The sequence below is a fragment of the Pararcticibacter amylolyticus genome, from assembly GCF_003130405.1.
GTDB classification, from domain to species: domain Bacteria; phylum Bacteroidota; class Bacteroidia; order Sphingobacteriales; family Sphingobacteriaceae; genus Arcticibacter; species Arcticibacter amylolyticus.
Map to the genome: position 1 here is coordinate 59,027 of NZ_QEAS01000020.1, position 21,111 is coordinate 80,137.

21 protein-coding genes and 2 tRNA genes are annotated in these 21,111 nt (G+C 41.5%); 14 read left to right on the forward strand and 9 right to left on the reverse strand.

Going from position 1 to position 21,111, the window contains the following annotated elements; genetic code table 11:
- From atpH to DDR33_RS20370, 4 genes are all read left to right on the forward strand, one after another.
- The coding region (gene atpH, locus DDR33_RS20355; RefSeq protein WP_317047463.1) for an ATP synthase F1 subunit delta at positions 1-597 on the forward strand (597 nt) is incomplete at its 5' end.
- Between the two features lie 62 nt (positions 598-659).
- On the forward strand, positions 660-2,234 hold the full coding sequence (atpA, locus tag DDR33_RS20360; protein WP_109417644.1) for a F0F1 ATP synthase subunit alpha: 1,575 nt from the start codon (positions 660-662) through the stop codon (positions 2,232-2,234).
- Positions 2,235-2,328: 94 nt separating this feature from the next.
- On the forward strand, positions 2,329-3,216 hold the full coding sequence (gene atpG, locus DDR33_RS20365; protein ID WP_109417645.1) for an ATP synthase F1 subunit gamma: 888 nt from the start codon (positions 2,329-2,331) through the stop codon (positions 3,214-3,216).
- 138 nt (positions 3,217-3,354) lie between these two features.
- Positions 3,355-4,344 carry an aldo/keto reductase gene (locus DDR33_RS20370; RefSeq protein WP_109417646.1) on the forward strand — a complete coding sequence of 330 codons (990 nt, stop codon included), beginning with the start codon at positions 3,355-3,357 and terminating at the stop codon, positions 4,342-4,344.
- 84 nt (positions 4,345-4,428) lie between these two features.
- Here the strand turns inward: DDR33_RS20370 and DDR33_RS26500 are convergent, their stop codons facing one another.
- Positions 4,429-4,605 (reverse strand): DUF6496 domain-containing protein, encoded by a 177-nt coding sequence (locus tag DDR33_RS26500; RefSeq protein ID WP_202913803.1) that lies wholly within the window; start codon positions 4,603-4,605, stop codon positions 4,429-4,431.
- Positions 4,606-4,798: 193 nt separating this feature from the next.
- On the opposite strand from DDR33_RS26500, the gene DDR33_RS26770 reads away from it, so the two are divergent.
- Both DDR33_RS26770 and DDR33_RS20380 read left to right on the forward strand, forming a co-directional pair.
- Positions 4,799-4,942 (forward strand): hypothetical protein, encoded by a 144-nt coding sequence (locus DDR33_RS26770; protein WP_238387879.1) that lies wholly within the window; start codon positions 4,799-4,801, stop codon positions 4,940-4,942.
- A 75-nt stretch (positions 4,943-5,017) separates the two neighbouring features.
- The gene (locus DDR33_RS20380) at positions 5,018-5,716 is read left to right on the forward strand and encodes a hypothetical protein (protein ID WP_146198817.1); all 699 of its coding nucleotides are present in this window, start codon (positions 5,018-5,020) and stop codon (positions 5,714-5,716) included.
- Here DDR33_RS20380 and gldB read toward each other — a convergent pair whose 3' ends face one another.
- Positions 5,717-6,745 carry a gliding motility lipoprotein GldB gene (gldB, locus tag DDR33_RS20385; RefSeq protein ID WP_109417649.1) on the reverse strand — a complete coding sequence of 343 codons (1,029 nt, stop codon included), beginning with the start codon at positions 6,743-6,745 and terminating at the stop codon, positions 5,717-5,719. It lies immediately after the preceding gene.
- A gap of 21 nt (positions 6,746-6,766) precedes the next feature.
- On the opposite strand from gldB, the gene DDR33_RS20390 reads away from it, so the two are divergent.
- The 8 genes from DDR33_RS20390 to DDR33_RS20425 all read left to right on the forward strand — a co-directional run bounded on the left by DDR33_RS20390 (position 6,767) and on the right by DDR33_RS20425 (position 15,088).
- Positions 6,767-7,426, forward strand: coding sequence for a porin family protein (locus DDR33_RS20390; RefSeq protein ID WP_109417650.1), 660 nt, complete (start codon positions 6,767-6,769; stop codon positions 7,424-7,426).
- 64 nt (positions 7,427-7,490) lie between these two features.
- On the forward strand, positions 7,491-9,131 hold the full coding sequence (locus DDR33_RS20395) for an NAD+ synthase (protein WP_109417714.1): 1,641 nt from the start codon (positions 7,491-7,493) through the stop codon (positions 9,129-9,131).
- Positions 9,132-9,533: 402 nt separating this feature from the next.
- A complete protein-coding gene (locus tag DDR33_RS20400) occupies positions 9,534-10,046 on the forward strand; it encodes a glutathione peroxidase (protein ID WP_109417651.1) in 513 nt (170 codons plus the stop codon).
- A 93-nt stretch (positions 10,047-10,139) separates the two neighbouring features.
- A tRNA-Val gene (locus DDR33_RS20405) sits at positions 10,140-10,217 on the forward strand.
- Between the two features lie 53 nt (positions 10,218-10,270).
- Positions 10,271-10,348, forward strand: a tRNA-Val gene (locus DDR33_RS20410).
- 104 nt (positions 10,349-10,452) lie between these two features.
- Entirely contained in the window at positions 10,453-11,688 is a 1,236-nt protein-coding gene (locus DDR33_RS20415; protein WP_109417652.1) for an MFS transporter, read from the forward strand.
- Between the two features lie 27 nt (positions 11,689-11,715).
- Positions 11,716-13,218 (forward strand): ATP-binding cassette domain-containing protein, encoded by a 1,503-nt coding sequence (locus DDR33_RS20420; RefSeq protein ID WP_109417653.1) that lies wholly within the window; start codon positions 11,716-11,718, stop codon positions 13,216-13,218.
- 496 nt (positions 13,219-13,714) lie between these two features.
- The gene (locus DDR33_RS20425; RefSeq protein WP_238387880.1) at positions 13,715-15,088 is read left to right on the forward strand and encodes a glycoside hydrolase family 55 protein; all 1,374 of its coding nucleotides are present in this window, start codon (positions 13,715-13,717) and stop codon (positions 15,086-15,088) included.
- 4 nt (positions 15,089-15,092) lie between these two features.
- Here the strand turns inward: DDR33_RS20425 and DDR33_RS20430 are convergent, their stop codons facing one another.
- The 7 genes from DDR33_RS20430 to DDR33_RS20460 all read right to left on the reverse strand — a co-directional run bounded on the left by DDR33_RS20430 (position 15,093) and on the right by DDR33_RS20460 (position 21,094).
- Complete coding sequence (locus DDR33_RS20430; RefSeq protein WP_158280818.1) at positions 15,093-15,608, reverse strand: D-glycero-alpha-D-manno-heptose-1,7-bisphosphate 7-phosphatase; 516 nt, start codon at positions 15,606-15,608, stop codon at positions 15,093-15,095.
- A 1-nt stretch (position 15,609) separates the two neighbouring features.
- Entirely contained in the window at positions 15,610-16,323 is a 714-nt protein-coding gene (locus tag DDR33_RS20435) for a nucleotidyltransferase family protein (RefSeq protein WP_109417656.1), read from the reverse strand.
- A 12-nt stretch (positions 16,324-16,335) separates the two neighbouring features.
- On the reverse strand, positions 16,336-17,367 hold the full coding sequence (locus tag DDR33_RS20440) for a GHMP family kinase ATP-binding protein (protein ID WP_109417657.1): 1,032 nt from the start codon (positions 17,365-17,367) through the stop codon (positions 16,336-16,338).
- Positions 17,368-17,403: 36 nt separating this feature from the next.
- Positions 17,404-17,904 (reverse strand): cupin domain-containing protein, encoded by a 501-nt coding sequence (locus tag DDR33_RS27010; protein ID WP_109417658.1) that lies wholly within the window; start codon positions 17,902-17,904, stop codon positions 17,404-17,406.
- Complete coding sequence (locus tag DDR33_RS20450) at positions 17,838-18,845, reverse strand: NAD-dependent epimerase/dehydratase family protein (RefSeq protein ID WP_109417659.1); 1,008 nt, start codon at positions 18,843-18,845, stop codon at positions 17,838-17,840. The genes DDR33_RS27010 and DDR33_RS20450 overlap by 67 nt, the downstream gene beginning before the upstream one ends.
- Before the next feature lie 129 nt (positions 18,846-18,974).
- On the reverse strand, positions 18,975-20,105 hold the full coding sequence (locus tag DDR33_RS20455; protein WP_109417660.1) for a glycosyltransferase family 4 protein: 1,131 nt from the start codon (positions 20,103-20,105) through the stop codon (positions 18,975-18,977).
- A complete protein-coding gene (locus tag DDR33_RS20460) occupies positions 20,102-21,094 on the reverse strand; it encodes an NAD-dependent epimerase/dehydratase family protein (protein WP_109417661.1) in 993 nt (330 codons plus the stop codon). The genes DDR33_RS20455 and DDR33_RS20460 overlap by 4 nt, the downstream gene beginning before the upstream one ends.
- Positions 21,095-21,111 lie beyond the last annotated feature (17 nt).

Below are 21,111 nucleotides of genomic sequence, written 5' to 3' on the forward strand. Positions count from 1 at the left end.
GTATGCCAGGCCTTACAACTTACAATTTACAACTTACAACACATAGAGATGTCTGAAATACAAGTAGCATCACGGTACGCAAAATCATTAATAGACCTGGCTGAAGAGCAAAATGCGCTTGAGCCTATCAAGTCTGATATAGAGTCGTTTCTGAAGGTTCTGAAGTCGAATCCGCAGTTAGCTGCGATTCTCAGGAATCCCATTATACATATGGACAAGAAACTCGCTATTCTTAAAGGTCTGTTTGGAGCCGGGTTTCATAAAATAGTGATGTCCTTTTTCACAATTGTTGTAAATAAGGGACGTGCTGAGATCCTTTATTCCACCGCGAAGGAATTTATCAACGAGTATAACAAACGGAAAGGGATTATAAGGGCAATTGTTACTTCTGCCGCGCCTTTAAGTGAGGATAACAGGAAGCAGATTGAGCAACTTGTGACTGAAGCTACGAAGAACCAGGTTGTTCTTGAAACTAAAATAGATACCGGCCTGATCGGAGGGTTTATTTTAAAAGTAGGGGACAGGCAGTTTGATGCCAGTATTGTAAGCAACCTGAACAAGTTAAAGAAAGAGTTTGCACAGAAAGCGTCTGTTTAAAGAAGGCGGACTTATTGCATAAATAATCAATCATTAAAGAAAAAAAATTAAGATAAAAAACTATGGTAGAGGTAAGACCAGATGAAGTTTCGGCGATACTGCGTCAGCAGTTGTCGGGCTTTAAATCAGAGGCCGAGCTTGAAGAAGTAGGTACCGTGTTGCAGGTAGGCGATGGGATCGCCCGGGTATACGGCCTCACCAAAGTTCAATCAGGTGAGCTGGTTGAATTTGACAACGGACTACAGGGGGTTGTATTAAACCTGGAAGAAGACAACGTAGGGGTCGTATTATTAGGCCCTACAGAAGGTGTTAAAGAAGGTGATACCATAAAGCGTACAAAGAGAATCGCTTCTATACGTGTTGGAGACGGCATGCTTGGCCGGGTTGTGAACACCATAGGAGAGCCAATAGACGGAAAAGGACCTATTGCCGGTGAGACTTATGAAATGCCGATTGAGCGTAAAGCTCCGGGAGTAATTTATCGTCAGCCGGTGAATGAGCCTTTGCAGACAGGTATCAAAGCTATCGATGCTATGATTCCTATCGGCCGCGGACAGCGTGAGCTTGTAATCGGCGATCGTCAGACTGGTAAGACTGCTGTTTGTATCGATACCATCATCAATCAGAAGGAGTTTTATGCGGCGGGCAAACCCGTATATTGTATTTACGTTGCGATTGGTCAGAAGAATTCTACAGTAGCTAATATTGTACGTACGCTTGAAGAAAATGGTGCTATGCCGTATTCTATAGTTGTAGCTGCATCCGCTTCTGAGCCTGCACCGATGCAATTCTTTGCACCATTTGCAGGTGCTGCAATCGGAGAGTTTTTCCGTGATACCGGTCGTCCGGCGCTGATTATCTACGATGACCTTTCAAAGCAGGCTGTAGCTTACCGTGAGGTGTCTCTGCTGCTTCGTCGTCCTCCAGGCCGTGAAGCTTATCCAGGCGATGTATTTTATCTGCACAGCCGTTTGCTGGAAAGAGCTGCAAAGATTAACAGTTCTGATGAGATTGCGCAGCAGATGAATGACCTCCCTGAGTCAATCAGGCCTCTTGTTAAGGGTGGTGGTTCGCTGACAGCTCTTCCTATCATTGAAACACAGGCTGGTGACGTATCTGCATATATTCCGACAAATGTAATTTCTATTACTGACGGGCAGATCTTCCTCGAGTCTAACTTGTTCAATGCCGGTGTACGTCCTGCAATCAACGTTGGTATCTCGGTATCGCGTGTGGGAGGTAATGCACAGATCAAGTCGATGAAGAAGGTTGCCGGTACATTGAAGCTTGACCAGGCGCAGTACCGCGAACTGGAAGCGTTTGCAAAGTTCGGTTCTGACCTTGATGCGGCTACCAAGTCTGTACTCGACAAGGGTGCAAGAAATGTGGAGATCCTTAAGCAGGGACAGTTCTCTCCGGTTACAGTAGAAAAACAGGTTGCTATTATCTATGCGGGTACTAAGGGATTGCTTCGTCAGGTACCTGTGAACAAGGTAAAGCAATTTGAAGCAGAATATACCCAGCAGCTTGAAGTTCGCCATCCGGAAGTCCTGGAGGCACTAAAGGCTGGAAAATTTGATGACAGCATTACGGAAGTGCTTGAGAAAGTAGCTAAAGAACTGGCAGCAAATTATTAATTGAGATATTAGATGTGAGATCTGAGGCGGAGATGAGGGGACCGGCAGGTAACCTGATCTTAAGTCTTAAATCTCATATCTTATTAAGAGAAAAATGGCGAATTTAAAAGAAGTTAGAAACAGGATTACGTCGGTAGGTTCAACGCAGCAGATCACAAAAGCTATGAAAATGGTTTCGGCTGCAAAACTTAAGAGAGCTACGAATGCTATTGTTCAGCTACGTCCATATGCTAATAAGCTTAAGGATATTCTGGGCAACCTTTCCGCAAGCCTTGAAAGTTCTACTTCTCCATATATTCAGGAGCGTGAACCTGTAAGAGTTTTAATCGTAGCAGTTTCCTCGAACAGGGGATTGGCCGGAGCTTTTAATGCCAATGTTATTAAGACGGTAAATCAATTAATAGCAGAGAAGTACAGCGAACAGTTCAGAAAGGGGAATGTAAGCATAGTTGCGATCGGAAAGAAGACCCAGGACTTTTTCGAAAGACGTAAATTCAATGTAATAGGGAATAACAATGAAGTTTATTCCAATTTGACTTTTGAGAACGTTTCTGCTATTACAGAGTCTATCATGCAGGGCTTTGTTAATGGGAACTATGATCGTGTGGAAGTAGTTTACAACCATTTCAGAAATGCTGCCGTTCAATACCTGCTTACCGAGCAGCTTCTTCCTCTTCCAAGGAATACAGAGGATGCAAAGGCCGGGAATGCATCTAAAGTTGACTATATTCTTGAGCCTTCCCAGGAAGAGATCGTTAATGAACTCATTCCGAAGTCGATCAAGATTCAGCTATATAAAGCGGTGCTTGATTCTCATGCTTCAGAGCATGGAGCCCGGATGACCGCAATGGACAAGGCTACTGAAAATGCAGGAGAACTGTTGCGTTCCCTTCGCTTATCATATAACCAGGCCAGACAAGCCGCAATCACTACAGAGCTTACTGAAATTGTAAGTGGTGCTGCTGCATTGTCGAACGGATAAAGAATATAAATAACATAATTGAAGTCAGACATTGGAAATCGGATCCGGTGTCTGATTTTTTTTGTCGTCTGCATTGCAGCGGGACCAGGTTCCTAAAAACTTATCATTCTTCTTTCTTGTTAGGAAAATAAACAATTTATGGAATACAGAAAAATAGGTAATTCAGATCTTGAGTTATCAATAGTGACGTTTGGGTCCTGGGCTGCCGGCGGATGGATGTGGGGAGGCACGGAACGTAAAGATGCCGTAGAGGCTATCCGGGCCTCGTATGATCTCGGAGTAACATCTATTGATACAGCACCTGTCTATGGACAAGGGTTGAGTGAAGAAATCGTGGGAGAAGCAATTAAAGGGCTGCCAAGAGATAAGGTCCAGATCCTGACGAAGTACGGAATGAGGTGGGATCTGGCAAAAGGCTCATTTGCCATGAAAAGCAAGAACAATGCCGGGCAGGAGATTGAAATTTATAAATATGCCGGGAGGGAAAGTATTATAAAAGAATGTGAGGATAGTCTCAGACGCCTGGGGACAGACTATATTGATCTTTACCAGATACACTGGCCTGACGAAACCACTCCGGTAACCGAGAGTATGGAGGCTGTACAACGGCTGATTAAAGACGGAAAGGTGCGGCATGCCGGTGTGTGCAATTACAATGAGGACCAGATGAAGGAAGCAGAGTCTTCGATAGATCTGGTATCTAACCAGGTGCCTTACAGTATGGTAAACAGGCATATCGAGGAGGTAGTTATTCCTTATTGTCTGGCAAATAATAAATCAATCCTTGCCTACAGCCCATTGGAAAGAGGCCTGCTTACCGGGAAGATGAAACCAGGATATCAGTTTTCAGAAGGAGATCACAGGGCTGCTCACAGATATTTCAATGGAAACAGTATGCAGCGTGTGAATGCTTTTCTTGACAAAGTAAAGCCTCTTGCAGACGAGAAGGGCGTTACACTGAGCCAGCTGGTGCTTCGCTGGACAGTTGAGAAGCCAGGGATTACGATAGCGCTTGTGGGTGCACGTAATGCAGAACAGGCCGTGCAAAATGCAAGAGCTGCCAGTGTGAAACTGTCAGCGGACGAATTAAGCTTTATCAGCAGGGAGCTGGAGGATCTGAAGATTTAAGGAATCAGCAATTAGTCTGTTAGCTGTCAGATTTCGCGAAATGGCTGATCGGCCAGCTAACAAACTAATTTTCGGTCTTTGTTTTTATTTTTTCTTTTTCGGTACCTTCGCACCTTCCTCCCTGGCTTCTGACAGTCCAATAGCTACAGCCTGTTTGGGGTTGGTGACTTTTTTACCGGTACCGCTTTTTAGTTTCCCTTCTTTCATCTCGTGCATAGCTTCATGCACTTTCTCCTGAGATTTTTCTGAATACTTTGCCATAGGTTTATTGTTTCCTTAAGAACCCGTGCCCGACTTAATTGTTTTACAGTCGGATAGTGCGCCCTGAAGATGGCTTGATTCCCGGATTTTTTATAAATTAGCAGCAGTATAATAGAAAATGGAAAACGTAAAACAAACTTACAACACTAGCAACGGAAGCGATAACGCTAATAATCCTGCTCATTACAGTTTAATGACTATTGGTATCGTTGTCATTATGATTGGTGTAGTCCTTCGCTTCCTCGGGGAATGGACAATGATAGACCTTGTTTCCAATCTGATAACATTAGCAGGTATCGCGATTGCGCTGAAGTCAGTTTATAACATACTACGCTAATTTCTTCCGGAATTTTTTCCAGGATTTATGGAGAACCGAGACTAAGTGCATCTCTTTATCGTTAATATGAATGTAATGATAAAGAGACTGATTTTTTGCGCATTAGCATTTATCTCCTTGCTGGGCCCTGCTTTTGCCCAGGCCGGTAGTGAGCCTGTTAGAATTGGTAAGCTGGAGCTTAAAAAACGGCAGGAATACAGAATTAGCGGGAGAGACTCCCTCACTTCTATCGTGATAGATACTTTAATTATGGGAGACAAGTCTTCTATTGATTTTCTAAATAAGAAAAAGGTTAACCTGCTTATAAAATATGCAGTTATCGGCAGGGAATGTATTATCAGAGGAAGTGACGGCAGGAATAACGGGACCGACATCGTTCTTTCTGTAAATTTTGCAGCGCTCAATGGTCTTGTTATTCAAGTTCCCGGGCTGGATGCCAAGATGTCTAACCGCAAGCACGACAACGGTAACGGGGGAAAAGTGCTTATAAATTATCTTTCTTCAGGGGTGAAGCCACAGATGTCAGATCCCCGGCAGACGGCATTTATCGGTATCAACAACAGGGCGGGAGGTTATCTTACAAATGCTCAAACCGACTTGTATACGATTTATTCCCAGCTTAACAGCGGGGTGCCGGGCAGGCCCCTGAGCCAGCTTCCGCAAGGCCGTGTTTATTCGGGAGGTACCGGGCGTGCGGGTAAATCAGATATCAGGGGTGTTAATGAACTTGCTGTTTCCCCCGCAGATCAGAAGTCCTCTCCGGAGAACTTTTGATTATTTGGGCTTATAGTGAGACCGGTTGAGGATCTCCTGGTATTTTGTATCCTGCATTAGTTGCAGAGGGGTAATCCCTGGATTTTCTGACATGTATTTCTTTACGATCTGCCAGCCAATATAAATACCAAGCTTCGGTGCTGAGTTGTTTCCTTCTCCAATACCCGGAGTAAACGGAGCTTCCGAAAGGAACTTCTGTGTTTTTATATAGTCTGTTTCATACAGTAAATTTTCCTGCAGGAAATAAGCCCATATATCTGCCTCATAGGTCTCACACCATTTTTGTTGTTTTCCGGTATAGCCGATGACTACGGAGTCGGGCACATCAGGCAATACCGAATTCATCAGATACATGATCTTGCCATTATAAATCATCCTTTCCAGAAATGAATTCAGGTGGTCGGGTTCGGGAAACATATCTTCCCTGATGAATGATTCCGTTACCCTGGGGGTGATATTGGAAGGGGTAAATCTCCTGGAGATATATACAGGTATGCTTTGTCTGAGAGCCGGGTAGAATTTTGAGTCGGCTCCGAGAAACATATCGAGACCAATCCCCACATAGTTATCTCCTACGGGAACCTGGACTGCGAAGCCGGAAAGGAATGTGATGATCCTGGGAGCTTGCTGATCAGGGAAATAGTATTTAATATGCTTAAATGCATCCGTTAGTTCTTTCTGCCAGGGACTCATGTCTCGGAACTTTTGCTGAACCGCCTGGTGGAGGGCCTTATAGTCCTGATTAGTCAGTATCGTTCGCAGATTTTGATAATAGGAAGTGTCGGTGGTGCTTCCGGCATTGAGCATTCCTTCTACATAGTCCTTATAAAAGCTACCGTATCTTTTCTGCAGGGCGGGTATTTGCCGGCCGAAGTTACCGGGGGCAAGTTTCCCGAAATCCTGATCAAACCGTTCGATTTGAATGTCCAGTTTTATATTGCTAATGTCTGCACGCTTCTTATTCTTGCATGAGACCAACAATGCAATTAAAAAAAACAAGTAGATTTGAAAACTTCTTTTACGTATCATGTTTATATCAGAAGCGAAAATATGAAAAAACTAATTGGTGTTCTTGCGATACTTTTCCTGGCTTTACAGTCGGGCGCTCAAACAATAACAGATAATTTGCAGCTTGGGTTTACGGCTTCGCCAAATATTGCCTGGCTCTCCGTGGATGAGGGTAATGGTATTCCCGAGAATGATGGTGTAAGGACCGGCTTTTCTTATGGTGTACTGGCCGACATCGGTTTTGCCCGTAATTATTACTTTTCTACCGCTTTCACCCTTACAACAATCAACGGGAAGACAACAGAAGGTATACAGAGTAACTCTTCTACTTATTATAATGATGTTTATAAGATCCGGTACATTGAAGTACCTTTTACTTTAAAACTCAAGAGCAATCCTGTTCAGGCGGGAAGGTTCTACGGGCAATTCGGACTCGGGACGGGGGTAAAGATAGGAGCTAAGGGAACACGGGCTGAAAAAGTTATAGGGGAGCAGGCTGCGGATCAACGTAATCCGAATATTTCGGATGTTAAAACTTTCCGTCTGAGCATGATAATTGGCGGAGGTGCGGAATGGAACATAAATGATAACTTTAATATTGTTACAGGCTTAACCTACAATAATGGTTTTACAAAGGTGATAAGCGGAAGTCCTGATATGAAGAATTCATATCTCGCATTGACTGTGGGTGTTTTCTTTTAAACGTTATCATCAAAAATCCTTTTATCATATAAATTATTCTACCAATAACGTTGAAGCTTTTATTATGAAGATTGCTCTTGCACAACTAAATTATCACATAGGAAATTTTGAATCAAATACTCAAAAGATCATTGACGCTATTAACAGAGCAAGAACACAGGGTGCAGATCTTGTGGTGTTTGCCGAACTGGCTGTATGCGGATATCCCCCCAGGGATTTTCTTGAGTTTACAGAGTTTCTTGAGTTGTGTGAGAGTTCTGTGCAAGATATTGCTGCGGCCTGTCATGGGATCGCCTGTATTTTAGGTACCCCTACCCGAAATCCAAAAACAGAGGGTAAAGATCTGTTTAACTCTGCCTGCTTCATTGAAGATGGCGAAATTAAATCGATAGTAAACAAAGCGTTGCTGCCGACGTATGATGTGTTTGATGAATACCGGTATTTTGAGCCGTCTGCAGAGTTTAATTGTGTTGATTTTAAGGGCTGCAAGATCGCTTTGACGATTTGTGAAGATCTGTGGAACATCAATGACAATCCCCTCTATATTGCAGCTCCGATGGATCAGCTGATAGAAGAGAAGCCAGACCTCATGATCAATATTGCGGCGTCGCCTTTTGCTTATAATCATGATGATAATCGGGTGAAGGTGTTGAGTGATAACAGCAGGAAGTACAGTCTTCCTCTGTTGTATGTTAATCAGGTGGGGGCTCAGACTGAAATTATATTTGACGGGGGATCGTTTGTGTTTAATGAGGAGGGAGAGATCCTTGACCAGCTTAAGTACTTTGAAGAAGATCTCCGGATTTATGAATTTGCAGGGGGGAAGATCCAGGATCTGACTCCTGTGCCCTATAATCCGTTGCCGGATATTGATCAGATCCATCAGGGATTATTGCTTGGGATAAGAGATTATTTTACGAAATCAGGGTTTACGCAAGCTGTTCTTGGATTATCCGGAGGGATTGATTCAGCCATCGTATGTGCGCTGGCTGCAGAAGCTCTGGGTCCGGAAAACGTGACAGCGGTACTGATGCCTTCTAAATTTTCGACGGATCATTCTATTAAAGATGCAATGGATCTGGTCAATAACTTAGGGTGTAAGCATTATGTTGTTCCGATTAAAGAAGCTGCTGATGCATTTGAACGCATGCTGGAGCCTGCATTTAAAGGCCTTCCGTTCAATATCACCGAAGAAAACATTCAGGCCCGCTGCCGTGCGGTCATTGTGATGGCTTTCTCTAATAAATTTGGGTACATTCTGTTGAATACCTCCAATAAAAGTGAGTGTGCTGTGGGATATGGTACACTTTACGGGGATATGGCGGGCGCTATTTCTGTGCTGGGAGATGTTTATAAGACCCAGGTTTATGAACTTGCTAACCATATCAACAGGGAACGTGAAATCATTCCGCAGAACAGTATTGTGAAACCTCCGTCTGCAGAACTTCGTCCCGGGCAGAAAGACAGCGACTCTCTGCCGGATTATGATATCCTTGACCGGCTTCTCTATCAGTATGTAGAGCTTAAGAAAAGCTCGAGGGATATAATTGCCCAGGGATTTGACGAGGAACTTGTGAGGAAAGTTATTAAAATGGTTAATAAGGCCGAGTTTAAGCGTTATCAAACACCCCCTATTCTACGGGTATCGCCAAAAGCGTTCGGTATGGGCAGGAGAATGCCGATAGTGGGCAAATATCTTTCTTAGCAGCTGCGTAATCTTTGTATATCATGCTTGTGTAAATCTGGTGTAACAAACTTATAACCAGATAGTAAAGTTGTGTTTTGCGCGTTTGTAATATATAAGGAACGCACATGGAGGAGCCAATAATATTATTGGCCTGATAGATTATAGCATCAAAAGTTATCGAAAAGCAGTGAGAGATTCAAAAAGATTGCAGAAAAGCTTTTTGACGAGTTTCCGGCATAAAGGCTTGGTTTAGTAATGTTTAGTGAGTTAGGTTAGCCGCTCCCGGAGATTATCCGGAGCGGCTTTTTTGTACTGCTGCGGAAAGGATTAAAAATTTACGTTGAGGCTACTTTTCTTTCGTATATATAGCTGGACGTGTACAAATATATTTTCTAAGTTTGTTTTATATACCGAGAAATTATGAAATTTGCAGCAATTATTCTGTTATCTCTTTTAACTTTCCCGCCTAAAGGCATCCACGGCTTTAAATTCACGTCTATAGACGGAGAAACGGTTAGCCTGTCGAAGTTTAAAGGCAAGAAGATCCTGATCGTTAATACGGCTTCCAAATGCGGTTTTACGCCTCAGTATGCTGAGCTTGAAAAGCTTTCGCAGGAATACAAGGATAAGCTGGTAATTATTGGGTTTCCTGCAAATAACTTCGGAGGGCAGGAGCCCGGATCGAATGAAGATATCCAGGAATTTTGTCAGAAGAATTATGGGGTGAGTTTTCTGATGGCTGAAAAAGTAAGCGTGAAAGGGGAGGATATCAATTCTCTTTTCAAATATCTGACCACGGAGGACAATCCAGATTTTACCGGTGACATTAAATGGAATTTTGAGAAATTTCTTATAGATGAAAACGGGAAGCTTATTCACCGGTTCCGGTCGGCTGTGAAACCTGATTCTCCCGAACTCACAAAATATCTGTAATCCTTTTACAGGAAATTTTAAAATATATTTTGCAGAGTTCATCAACGATTCTATATTTGCAGTCCCAAACGGGATAGCCCGTATGACAGGGAGGGAGGCTTAGCTCAGCTGGTTCAGAGCATCTGCCTTACAAGCAGAGGGTCACTGGTTCGAATCCAGTAGCCTCCACCAAAGTTCTTCGGGTAGTACTCAGACGGACTTGTTTTTGAAATATATCCTGTAATGGAGGCTTAGCTCAGCTGGTTCAGAGCATCTGCCTTACAAGCAGAGGGTCACTGGTTCGAATCCAGTAGCCTCCACCAAAGAAACCCCTCGGAAGAAGCTCTGAGGGGTTTTGTTTTTTATTGGCTTGCCCTGTTGCCCCGATTTGTTGCCGCAGGCTTTACTTTTATTGATAGCAAACAGTATGAAAGTCTCAAAATCTGCATTGACTCCGGAAGCTAAATCGTTCACACAGCAGACTGTCTATTCTATATTATTTGCGATCAGTTTTACGCACCTGCTTAATGATATGATGCAGTCTGTGATTCCTGCTGTCTATCCATTGATAAAGGAAAAATATCATCTGTCATTCACCCAGATCGGGTTGATTACTTTTACGTTTCAACTCACTGCCTCGCTTCTGCAGCCCTTTGTTGGCCATTATACCGACCGAACACCCCGGCCTTATTCCCTGGCTGCAGGAATGGCATTTACTTTTTTAGGACTTATTTCCGTTTCTTTTGCTTCAAGTTTTATCACTATACTCATTTCAGTAAGCCTGATCGGGATAGGATCCTCGGTCTTCCATCCTGAATCTTCGCGTGTCGCACATTTAGCGTCGGGCGGGAAGAAAGGGCTGGCTCAGTCGATTTTTCAACTGGGCGGAAATGCCGGCAGTGCTACTGGTCCTTTGCTCGCAGCCCTGGTGGTTGTGCCCTACGGGCAATTTAATATTATCTGGTTTGCACTTGCAGCTATCCTTGCGATAATCGTGTTGTCGAGAGTCGGTACTTGGTATAAGGAGCATCTGATTCTCAGATCGAAGGGTAAAGGTGCGAATGCAGCAGACGCCGGTCCGGGAATTTCGAAAACGAGGGTAACGATTTCGCTGGCAATATTACTGGTCCTGATCTTTTCGAAATATTTCTACATGGCCAGTATGACCAGTTATTTTACCTTCTACCTGATCGATAAGTTTGGGGTATCAGTGCAGCTGTCGCAAATCTATTTGTTTGTATTTCTTGCCTCGGTTGCGGCGGGTACTTTGATCGGAGGGCCGCTCGGTGACCGGTTTGGAAGGAAGTACATTATATGGGTGTCTATTCTGGGAGTGGCTCCGTTTACTTTGCTTCTCCCTCATGTAAACTTGTTCTGGACGGGGATCCTGTCTGTTATTATTGGAGTTATCATATCCTCGGCCTTTTCAGCTATCCTGGTTTATGCAACGGAACTGGTTCCGGGAAAAGTAGGAATGATTGCGGGCTTGTTCTTTGGTTTCGCATTCGGAATGGGAGGACTGGGTTCAGCATTGCTGGGAAAACTTGCAGATATGACGAGTGTCGGGTATGTTTTTAGCGTTTGTGCTTACCTTCCGCTTATTGGCATTATAACGGGACTTTTACCCAATATAGAAGGCCGGCGAAAGGGGATTAAAGCATAAGATATTTGCCGTGATATAGCTGTTCAAATGGAAAATATAATACTTTCTTTCAAAGATGTAACAGTGCGCGGAGCTACACAAACAATATTTGGTGGGCTCGACTTCGAAATTAAGAAAGGCGAACACTGGGCGCTTGTGGGAGCAAGCGGATCTGGTAAGAGCAGTCTTCTGGATACTATTGCCGGAAAGTATCCTATTTCAGGAGGCCATGTGGTTCATCCTTTACCAGAGGGCGGGCAGGAAGCAGAAAGAGTGCGCGATCCTTTGTTCACCTGGCACAAGCTTGTTGCGCTGGTAGGTACACGACATGGTTTTCGCAATCTTTCTAATGTCAGCAATTTTTATTACCAGCAGCGCTTTAATTCATCTGATTCTGAGGACTCAGAATTGGTAGAAGAGTATCTGCTTAGGGTTCAGCATACCGGAAGGGGCGGGATCTGGGATTTCGGCAGGGTAACAGAGAAACTGAAACTTACGCCTCTTCTTAATAAGCAGCTGATTAAACTTTCGAACGGTGAGACCAAACGCTTACTGATAGCGTCTGCACTGATTAAGAATCCGGTTTTATTATTACTTGATAATCCTTTAACCGGGCTTGACACAGGTACGAGAAAGGAGTTTAATGATCTGTTATCAGAAATTTCGGCCACTGGAATCAGTGTGATAATGTCTACAGCTCCAACTGAGATCCCCGATTCGATTACCCATGTAGCAGTACTTGAGAAGGGAAAGATTGTGGCCTCTATGGACAAAAGCGGGTTTGATGCCGCAATGCTTAATTTTTCAAGTTTGCCGGTAATTAATACCGAAGAACTCGGTACCCTGATTTCTGAAGGCCAAGGGCAGGCTTATTCAAGTATTGTTGAAATGAAAGATATCGTGATACAATATGGAGAGAAGGTGATTCTTGATCATGTCAACTGGACGATAAAGCAGGGAGAGCGATGGGCGTTAGTTGGACACAACGGGGCGGGAAAATCGACCTTATTGAGTCTTATAAATGCAGATAACCCCCAGGCATATGCTAATCATATCATTTTGTTCGACAGGAAAAGAGGAAGCGGGGAAAGTATCTGGGATATTAAGAGGAAAACTGGTTTTGTATCACCGGAGCTCTTTCAATACTTTCCGGCAGGTACTTCCTGTCTGCAGGTTATTGAATCGGGCTATTATGATACACTTGGGCTTTTTCGTCCTTCCAATCCCCAAAAGGCTGAAGTTGCCAAGCGATGGATGCGGTTGCTCGAAATAGAATGCTTTGCTGCCAGGTTATTTAAGAATGTACCGGCAAGTACACAGCGTCTTTGCCTGCTTGCGCGTGCTCTGATTAAGAATCCGCCTTTATTAATATTCGATGAACCTTGCCAGGGCCTGGACAGACATCAGCAGGACCACTTTAAACATGTTGTTGATGCCATCTGCAGTCGTTCCAATGTATCGCTGATTTATGTCAGCCATTATGAGCATGAGATACCGGCAAGTGTCGATAAGATATTGAAGTTAGAGAATGGTAAGGTGGTAATTGATTAGTTTTTTGATATTAAGTGTAATAATGCTTTGAAATGCGGGGGCTAAGAGTTATCTTTAGCCTCATATTCAAACTACTGCTACACATCAGCAATCTAAAAGTTTTCCCGAGCTCAGACAAACCATAGGAAAGGTATGGCCAAGTTCATGCCTTTCTTTTCTATAAAGATAAATACCCAACAAGTTAATCTTTATTTTTAAGCTCTTTTGTTGTTCTTATTGTATATTCAATAGTTTTTTGTGAAAAAAAGATCATAACTAGGTTGTATGAAGTTTTTTCAATATTAAAGTCAGTGATAGAAGCCTTTTTTGATGAGGTGAGATAGGCATTCTGTCAGATCATAAGGTGATATGAAGTAAATTCGTTTTGGAGGTGATTGATATTTGAGTGGTCTGGGTCATAAAAATAAATGATCTTAATCATAATTTAATTTAAATGCTTTATAACTCTATTTTTGAAGTTGTTTACTGTAACCTAATAATATTAGTGAGGTATAAGATGAAAAGATTATCAAGAAGTTTAATCTTAAAATCAATATCGAAAATATTATTAGTTATTATGAAAGCATTTATTTTTCCTCTTTTAGTTGTTACTTCGTTTCTGGTTTGTTGTAAGGCTGAGGAAACCGAAATCGTACCAGAAGAAATTACATCAGTTGAGCAGAACCTGACATTGACAGATGTAACAAAATCAGGAATTAGCAGCAATGGACTCTCCGATGAAAGTCAAAAAATTCAATCACTTATTGCAAGTAACAAAAAACTCTTTTTTCCAAAAGGAACATATAGAATAAGTAAACCAATCACACTTAGTAAAGTAAATAATCTTCAAATTTTAGGAGAGGAGGGTACTGTTTTTACTACAGATCAGAATAAAATGTTTGTAGTTTCAGGAAGTATTAAAACCCTGGATATTCAACGGATTTCTTTCATTTCTACTAAGAACAGTACAGCTGAAGACGCCGAGGGTCTGATCTTTATTGCTAATTATGGCGCAAGTGATGTTATGGATGGGATTAATATTAATCAATGTACATTTTCTATTCCAAACTCGAAGGTTAATGCTATTAAAATGGTAAGCGAAGGGGCAAATTCATTGGTGAAGAATGTTAATATAACTTATAATAAGTTCTTAAGTATTGGAAGGATGGGTGTTGAGTTTCAGAATCACAATTCTTCTCCAAAGATAGCCCGGTTCCGCGACTATACCATTAATAATAATTATTTCAATGATATCGGTACGGTTCAAACAGGCTCAGCTCCCTCCTGTATATCGGTTAGCGGATATTCTCTGAATGGTAAGATCAATTATAATAAAATCTATGACATGAGAATGAATACAACGTCTAGTGTTTATTATGGAATTGAGAACGCCGGCACAGATGGACTTGAAACCGTTGGAAATGAAATGTACTCTACTACATATGGTTTTACTGGGATATTAGGTTCGTCTACATATGCTAAGGCTAAATGGATTATTAAAGATAATATTATTAATCTTACCGGTAGCTCCAGCAATACTAAAATAAGAGGACTTGAACTTAATAATATAGAAGGAGTTGTTGTCGCAAACAATAAAATACAGGTTGATGGATATGGTATGAAGTTAGATAACTGCAAGAAGGGAAAGATAACCGGTAATAATGTAGTGGTTACAAAGGCGGGAAATGTACTCTACCTTCAATCAGGCAGTGCAACTAATGAGATCAGCAGCAATACGCTTGACGCGAGCCGAGGTTTAGATCATGGAGTAGTGATATTTAATGGTTCAGCAACAAGTGGGAACAATGCTTTCCAGAATACATTGATTAAACCAGGTAATAAAAAAGGCGATTATGTAAACTTAAATGGCGCAGTTAATAGCGTAAAGTAAGAATTTAATATAAGTTGTTGAATGCAGACAAAAGATGTAAGGTCGAACTTACTCTTTTGTCTGCATATTTGCTTTCATAGCCAGATATATAAATTGTTTTGATTCCGAGTTCTTTTGCCGGAATCAAATCGGATTCAGAATCTCCTACAAGTACGGAATTACTAAAGTCAATATTATAAATATCCCCAGCCTTGCGGAAAAGTCCATCTTTGGGTTTTCGACACTCGCACATATCGTTATTCAGGTGCGGACAAACGAGGAAATGGTCTATATGAGAACCTGTTAATTGGTTTAAGGTCCGATTGATCATTTCCAGGCGGTCCATCGTCAGCATTCCTCTCCCTACACATCGCTGGTTCGTAACAACAATGATCTGATTAAATAGATTACGAACCCGGGATAAGAAGTAGACTACACCCGGAAGAACTTCAATGTCGCAGATATCGAGTACATAGCCAGCTTCAATCTTTTTGTTAAGTACCCCGTCCCTGTCTAAAAAAAGCGTATCATACTTTTTCATTTCAGATAATATTCTTAAGGATCGTCTGAGCTGCCGCATAGTCAGAAGGAATTCCTATGTCGATAAAAGTATTATGATAAATCTTTCCGAACATCGCCAAATCGTTTACCTTATCCTCAAAAAGGTCTTTTTCGAGAGAAAACTTTTTTGGCATATTAAATTGATCTATCAGGGCTTTTTTCATGTAATAAATTCCCCCATTGATTATTGTATTTCCTTCTGGAGATAGCCCCTTTTCCTTAAAGCCTATTATTTTGCCGTTTTCTGTAATTGATACACTGCCGTAGCGTTGTGAATTCTGTATTTTTTTTAAGGCCATGGCCACGCTGGCGGAACTGGATTGTGCAAATTTCTCGAGATCACTCAGGTCTGGATCAAAATAGGTGTCTCCGTTAATGATGAAAGCGCTTTCTCCTGCTATCTGTTCAAAACCCTTATATACAGCGCCTCCTGTACCAAGCAGATCTTCCTCAATGCTATAGCAGATTTCCAATCCGTAATTATTGTGAGGGTTTTCGAGGAAATTTCTGATGATTTCATGTTTGTATCCGACAGCAAGAATTACCCTGGAAATTTTATTTGCCCGAAGATAGTTTAATGTATATTTCAGGAATGGGACTCCGGCGACCTCAGCCATCGGCTTTGGAATGTCTTTTATTACAGACCTCAGTCTGGTGCCGAGTCCTCCTGCTAAGATAATCGCTTCGCGTATCATTCAATTCATAGTTTATGCGTCGGTTTTCCATGTCATGACTCCTTTATCGTAGAAATTAACTCTTTCTACTTGTCCCCCCATCTCATGAAGTACATTTCCGAGATGATAGACATAGCAATTCTTTACGTAAAACATCATATACCCACCTCCCCCCGCGCCAGAAATCTTTCCACCCAAAGCTCCGTTCTTCAATGCGACTTCATAGATTTCATCGACCACAGGGTTGGAGATTTCGTCTGCTGTCTCTTTTTTTGAGAACCAGCTTTCATTTAATAAATTTCCTATATCCGTCAATCTTCCCCTGAGAAGAGATTCCTTCATGTTGTATGCTAAGTCTTTGAGAGAATGCATGGCTTCAATTGACTTAGAGGCATTTTCGCTTACATTTCTTACCTGGGCATCAATAATCTTAGAAGAAAGCCTGGATGTTCCTGTATAATATTGGATAAGGGAAAACTCAAGCTCATAAATATATTTTTGCTTGATGCGCAATGGATTGACCACAACCCGGTCGGCATAAAACTCCATAAAATTAAATCCGCCGAATGTGGCAGCATATTGATCCTGTTTACCGCCACTTAGTCCTAAATCTTCCCGCTCTATGCTGTATGCCAAATGTGCAATATCATAGTCGCCTAAGGGGAGTCCGAGCCATTCTGAAAATGCGGCGACAATGGCTACAACGAGTGTGGACGATGAACCGAGTCCTGATCCGGGAGGGGCATCAACGTAAGTTTCCAGCTGATAAAACATTGGTTCTTTAATTCTGAACTCTTTTTTTATCCTGTTGTGGATGCATTTGATTAACGCAAGTTTTGAATCTGTAAGATCAAATTCATCAATATTATTGAATATGTGGTGCTCGTTAATGTCATGACATTTTATTACAATTTGAGGTAAATCCAGAGGGATTAAAGTTGCATACGCAAACTTTGTAATCGTGGCGTTCAATATGGCTCCTCCAAACTGATCGCTATAAGGGCTTACATCGGTTCCTCCTCCTGCGAGGCCTAGCCTAAGAGGTGCTCTGGATCGTATTATCATAAGAAAGTCGGGTCTAATTTGTGATAATGGAAATGCTTAAGGAATAAGCATCAGACAAGAATACAGAAAACGTAAGGATGACGAGCATTCAATGGAATGAAATGACCTGGCAGGAATGTTAAAGAATGCCCCTGTAGTAGCTGGGTAAGTAGTTCCATCAATGTGAAAAGTTCCTTCGCCTTCCAGTACATAATAGCATTCGTCCATATCTGGGTGCGAATGCGGGGGAATTACTTCGCCTTTCTGCAATATTCCGACGGCTATTTGTTTCACCTGCATTTTTTCGTTGAAGCCTTTGCAAAGTATTTGTTTTAAGCCGCTAGTATGGGAAGTGGGAATTGGAACTATACTGCTTATGTTCGTATAGATCAATCTTTTTTGTTCATCTTGCATGATTTTGCGTTCTGAGAATAAAGGACCGGGGAAGTGAAACTTCCCCGGAAGGAAGCCCATTGTAAAGAGGTAGAGAATTATAGGGTCATTTCTTCGGTGGCAGATACCTTCTCTTTGGTTGCTAACACCTGTTCTTCTATCCATTTGTAAGTCTTGGAGATTCCAACTCTTAAGGGTACAGAGGGTTCCCAGTCGAGCTTTTGCATAATGAGCTTATTATCAGAATTCCGGCCTCTTACTCCGATAGGGCCTGTAATATGCTTTATTGTTATTTCCTTTCCAGCAATTTCAGCTACCATTTTAACCAGGTCATTTATTGGGAGCATCTCTTCAGAGCCGATATTGACAGGCCCCGAAAAGTCGCTGTTCATGAGCCTTCTAACAGCCTCTACACATTCGTCGATAAACAGAAAAGAGCGGGTTTGCTTTCCGTCTCCCCAAATTTCTATTTCTCCTCCATTTTCTGCCATGGCAACCTTTCTGCATACAGCAGCCGGAACTTTTTCTTTTCCCCCATCCCAGGTGCCCTGAGGCCCGAAGATGTTATGGAAACGGCCGACTTTAACAGAGATATTACAGTTTTTCTGATAGGTGAGGTAAAGTCTTTCGCTAAAGAGCTTTTCCCAGCCATATTCGCTGTCAGGCGCAGCGGGATAAACAGTATCTTCTGAGCATTTTGGATTATCGGGATCCATTTGATTATATTCCGGATAAACACATGCGGAAGAGGAATAGAATATTTTTTTTACATTATTCAAACGGCTAACTTCAAGCATATTCAGGTTGATTAAGGCCGAATTATGCATTACTGCCGCATCATTTTCTCCTGTAAATAGATAACCAGCACCACCCATGTCGGCTGCCAACTGATAGACTTCATCAATTTCCCGATCAAACAAAGATTTACAGATGTTAAAATCGCGTAAATCTCCCAGAACGAAATCGTCTGAATTGTTGTTGTTGTATTCGTTAGCTTTGATGTCTACTCCTCTAACCCAGTATCCTTCACTCTTCAATCTGTTAACAAGATGGCCGCCAATAAATCCTCCGGCGCCACAAACAATAGCACTTTTGTTTCTGTTCATAAATCTGTTTGTTATAATTAATTGATTTCTAAAAAATATTTAAGACAAGCATTGAGATCAGCAGTCATAGGCTGATAGCTGATTCCGGCTTTTTAAATTCGACAGGTAATATACTTTTGGTAACTAAGGTTATAGAGAAAGGGCAAGCTCCTGCTTTTTGCCTGCAGTTTCATTGAACATTGTTTGGTATGATTTTACCAGCTTCTCCATTGAGTAATTGCTGTTAACATATTCTTTCTGTCTTTTCCTGAGCTCGAGGTAGTCATCTTCTGTACGTTCTATGGCTTCTGCCAATACCCGATCAATGTCATTGGGTATCTCTAGGTCAAACATATAACCAGATGTCTGCTCCTCAAAGAACTCTCTAAAACCAACAGCATTGCTTGCTATTACAGGTGTATTGTAATGATATGCAATCATCAGTGGTCCGCTTTGCGTTGTGTCCCGATATGGAAGAATGAGATAATCGGAACTTAAGAAGTACCGAGGAATATCTTCGTTCTTAATGAATCCGATATTAACAGAAACTAATTCTTTGTTTAAAACAAGAGGAGCGTACAGTTCTTCCCAGTCTGTACATCTTCCGGCGATCAGCAGTCTGAAATTAGAATATCGCTTTGAGAGCCTGTTGACAGCTTTAAGCAAAATATCAAGGCCTTTATAATGCTGGATGTTTCCGAAAAATAAGAATGTCACATTCTTGTTTTTGCGTGGAGTAAGTATCTCCGGTTTACCAAAACCAATTAAAGGAAGAGGGATTGTATAGATTTTTTTTCCGGGATACCTCTCATTAAGTAAACGCGATTGTGATTTTGAGTAAGTTAAAAAACGGTTGAAATTTTTGAATAAAATTGTTTTACTAAGGCTTACTAGTTTGTCAAAAGCTGTTTTACTATGATTACTTACATCATGCATTGCAATAATTGTATTTTTGGGATTCAGTAACAATAGCATTAAGTTAAGATAGAGCTGATCGAAATTGGCAAAGAGAACCACGTCGGGCTTTGTAGACTTAATTGTTTTAATTATTCTGTAATAACTGAGAAACAGAAGCGGATTTCTGAAGCGATATTTTAGTTTAAAGGGCAAGAATCTGATATTATGCTGCTCGCAATATGATGAAAGCTCTTCTTCCGTATAGTTGGAGTTTTTTGAAGGAATAATTACTCCGTAGGTTAACTCATATTCCTCCGGAAAATGGTGGATCAGATTTATCTGATTGTCTGAGTATGCTGAACTTGTTAAATAGAAAACTTTCATAATGAGCTGGATATGAGATTGGTTTCGTCTTTCTCTTCGTGCAAATCGATTAATTCATTAATATATAGCTTGACCTTTTCTTCGTTGTTGCTGGTGTAACGCTGTACTATTTCATGAAGATTCTCTGCGCGGGTAAAAAATTGAAAACTGTCTGTTAAGTCATCCGGCATGGGAATAAGACGGACGAGGCGATCGCCGGAATTTTTGAGTCCTCTTTCAATGAATGAATTGGATACAATTTCGGCGAGGGACTTATGTGAAATGGGATTTCCGGAGCCAAGGTTATAGATTCCGTTTGGTAAAGAGGAATTGTACAATATATCCAAAATGACATTTGCAACATCTTCTACCCAAACATAATCTCTTTGGATTTCTTTATTAAAAAGATCTATATAGCCATTATTCTGAATAAATGAAAAGAAACGATGGGGCAGGCTGGCATTTTTGCCTTTATGAGATTCTCCGTGGCCAAAGATATTGAAGAATCTCAATCCAATTACCCTGTTTGTGAATGTGTCGATATTATTCAGAACTAATTTGTCAAACATCCATTTTGACCAGGAATATACATTGTGAGGGTGTTCGAAATTATCCCCGACTACACAGTTATATGAATTTCCGTATACGGCAGAGCTTGAGGCATATAGAAGCGGGATATTTCTCCTGATGCAGAAGTTTAAGTAGAATTTAGAGTGTTCGTAATTTGAGGCCATCATCAGATTTGCGTCTTTAATTAATACGTCCGCATTGGCCCCGATGTGAAGAATGGCTTCAATTTCATATTTGTCCAGCTGTTGTTCAATTTCTTTTAATTCATTTTTATAGGATATATAATCTACGAATGAGCAGTTTTTTATATTCCAGAATTTCTGTTCGTCGTAGTTGTCTATAATGATAATATTTGTTACTCCCCGTTGATTGAGCTTTTTTATAAGATTTGATCCTACGAATCCTGATCCTCCTGTTACAACAATTGTCTTTTGTTTCATGACTTCAATCGTGATGT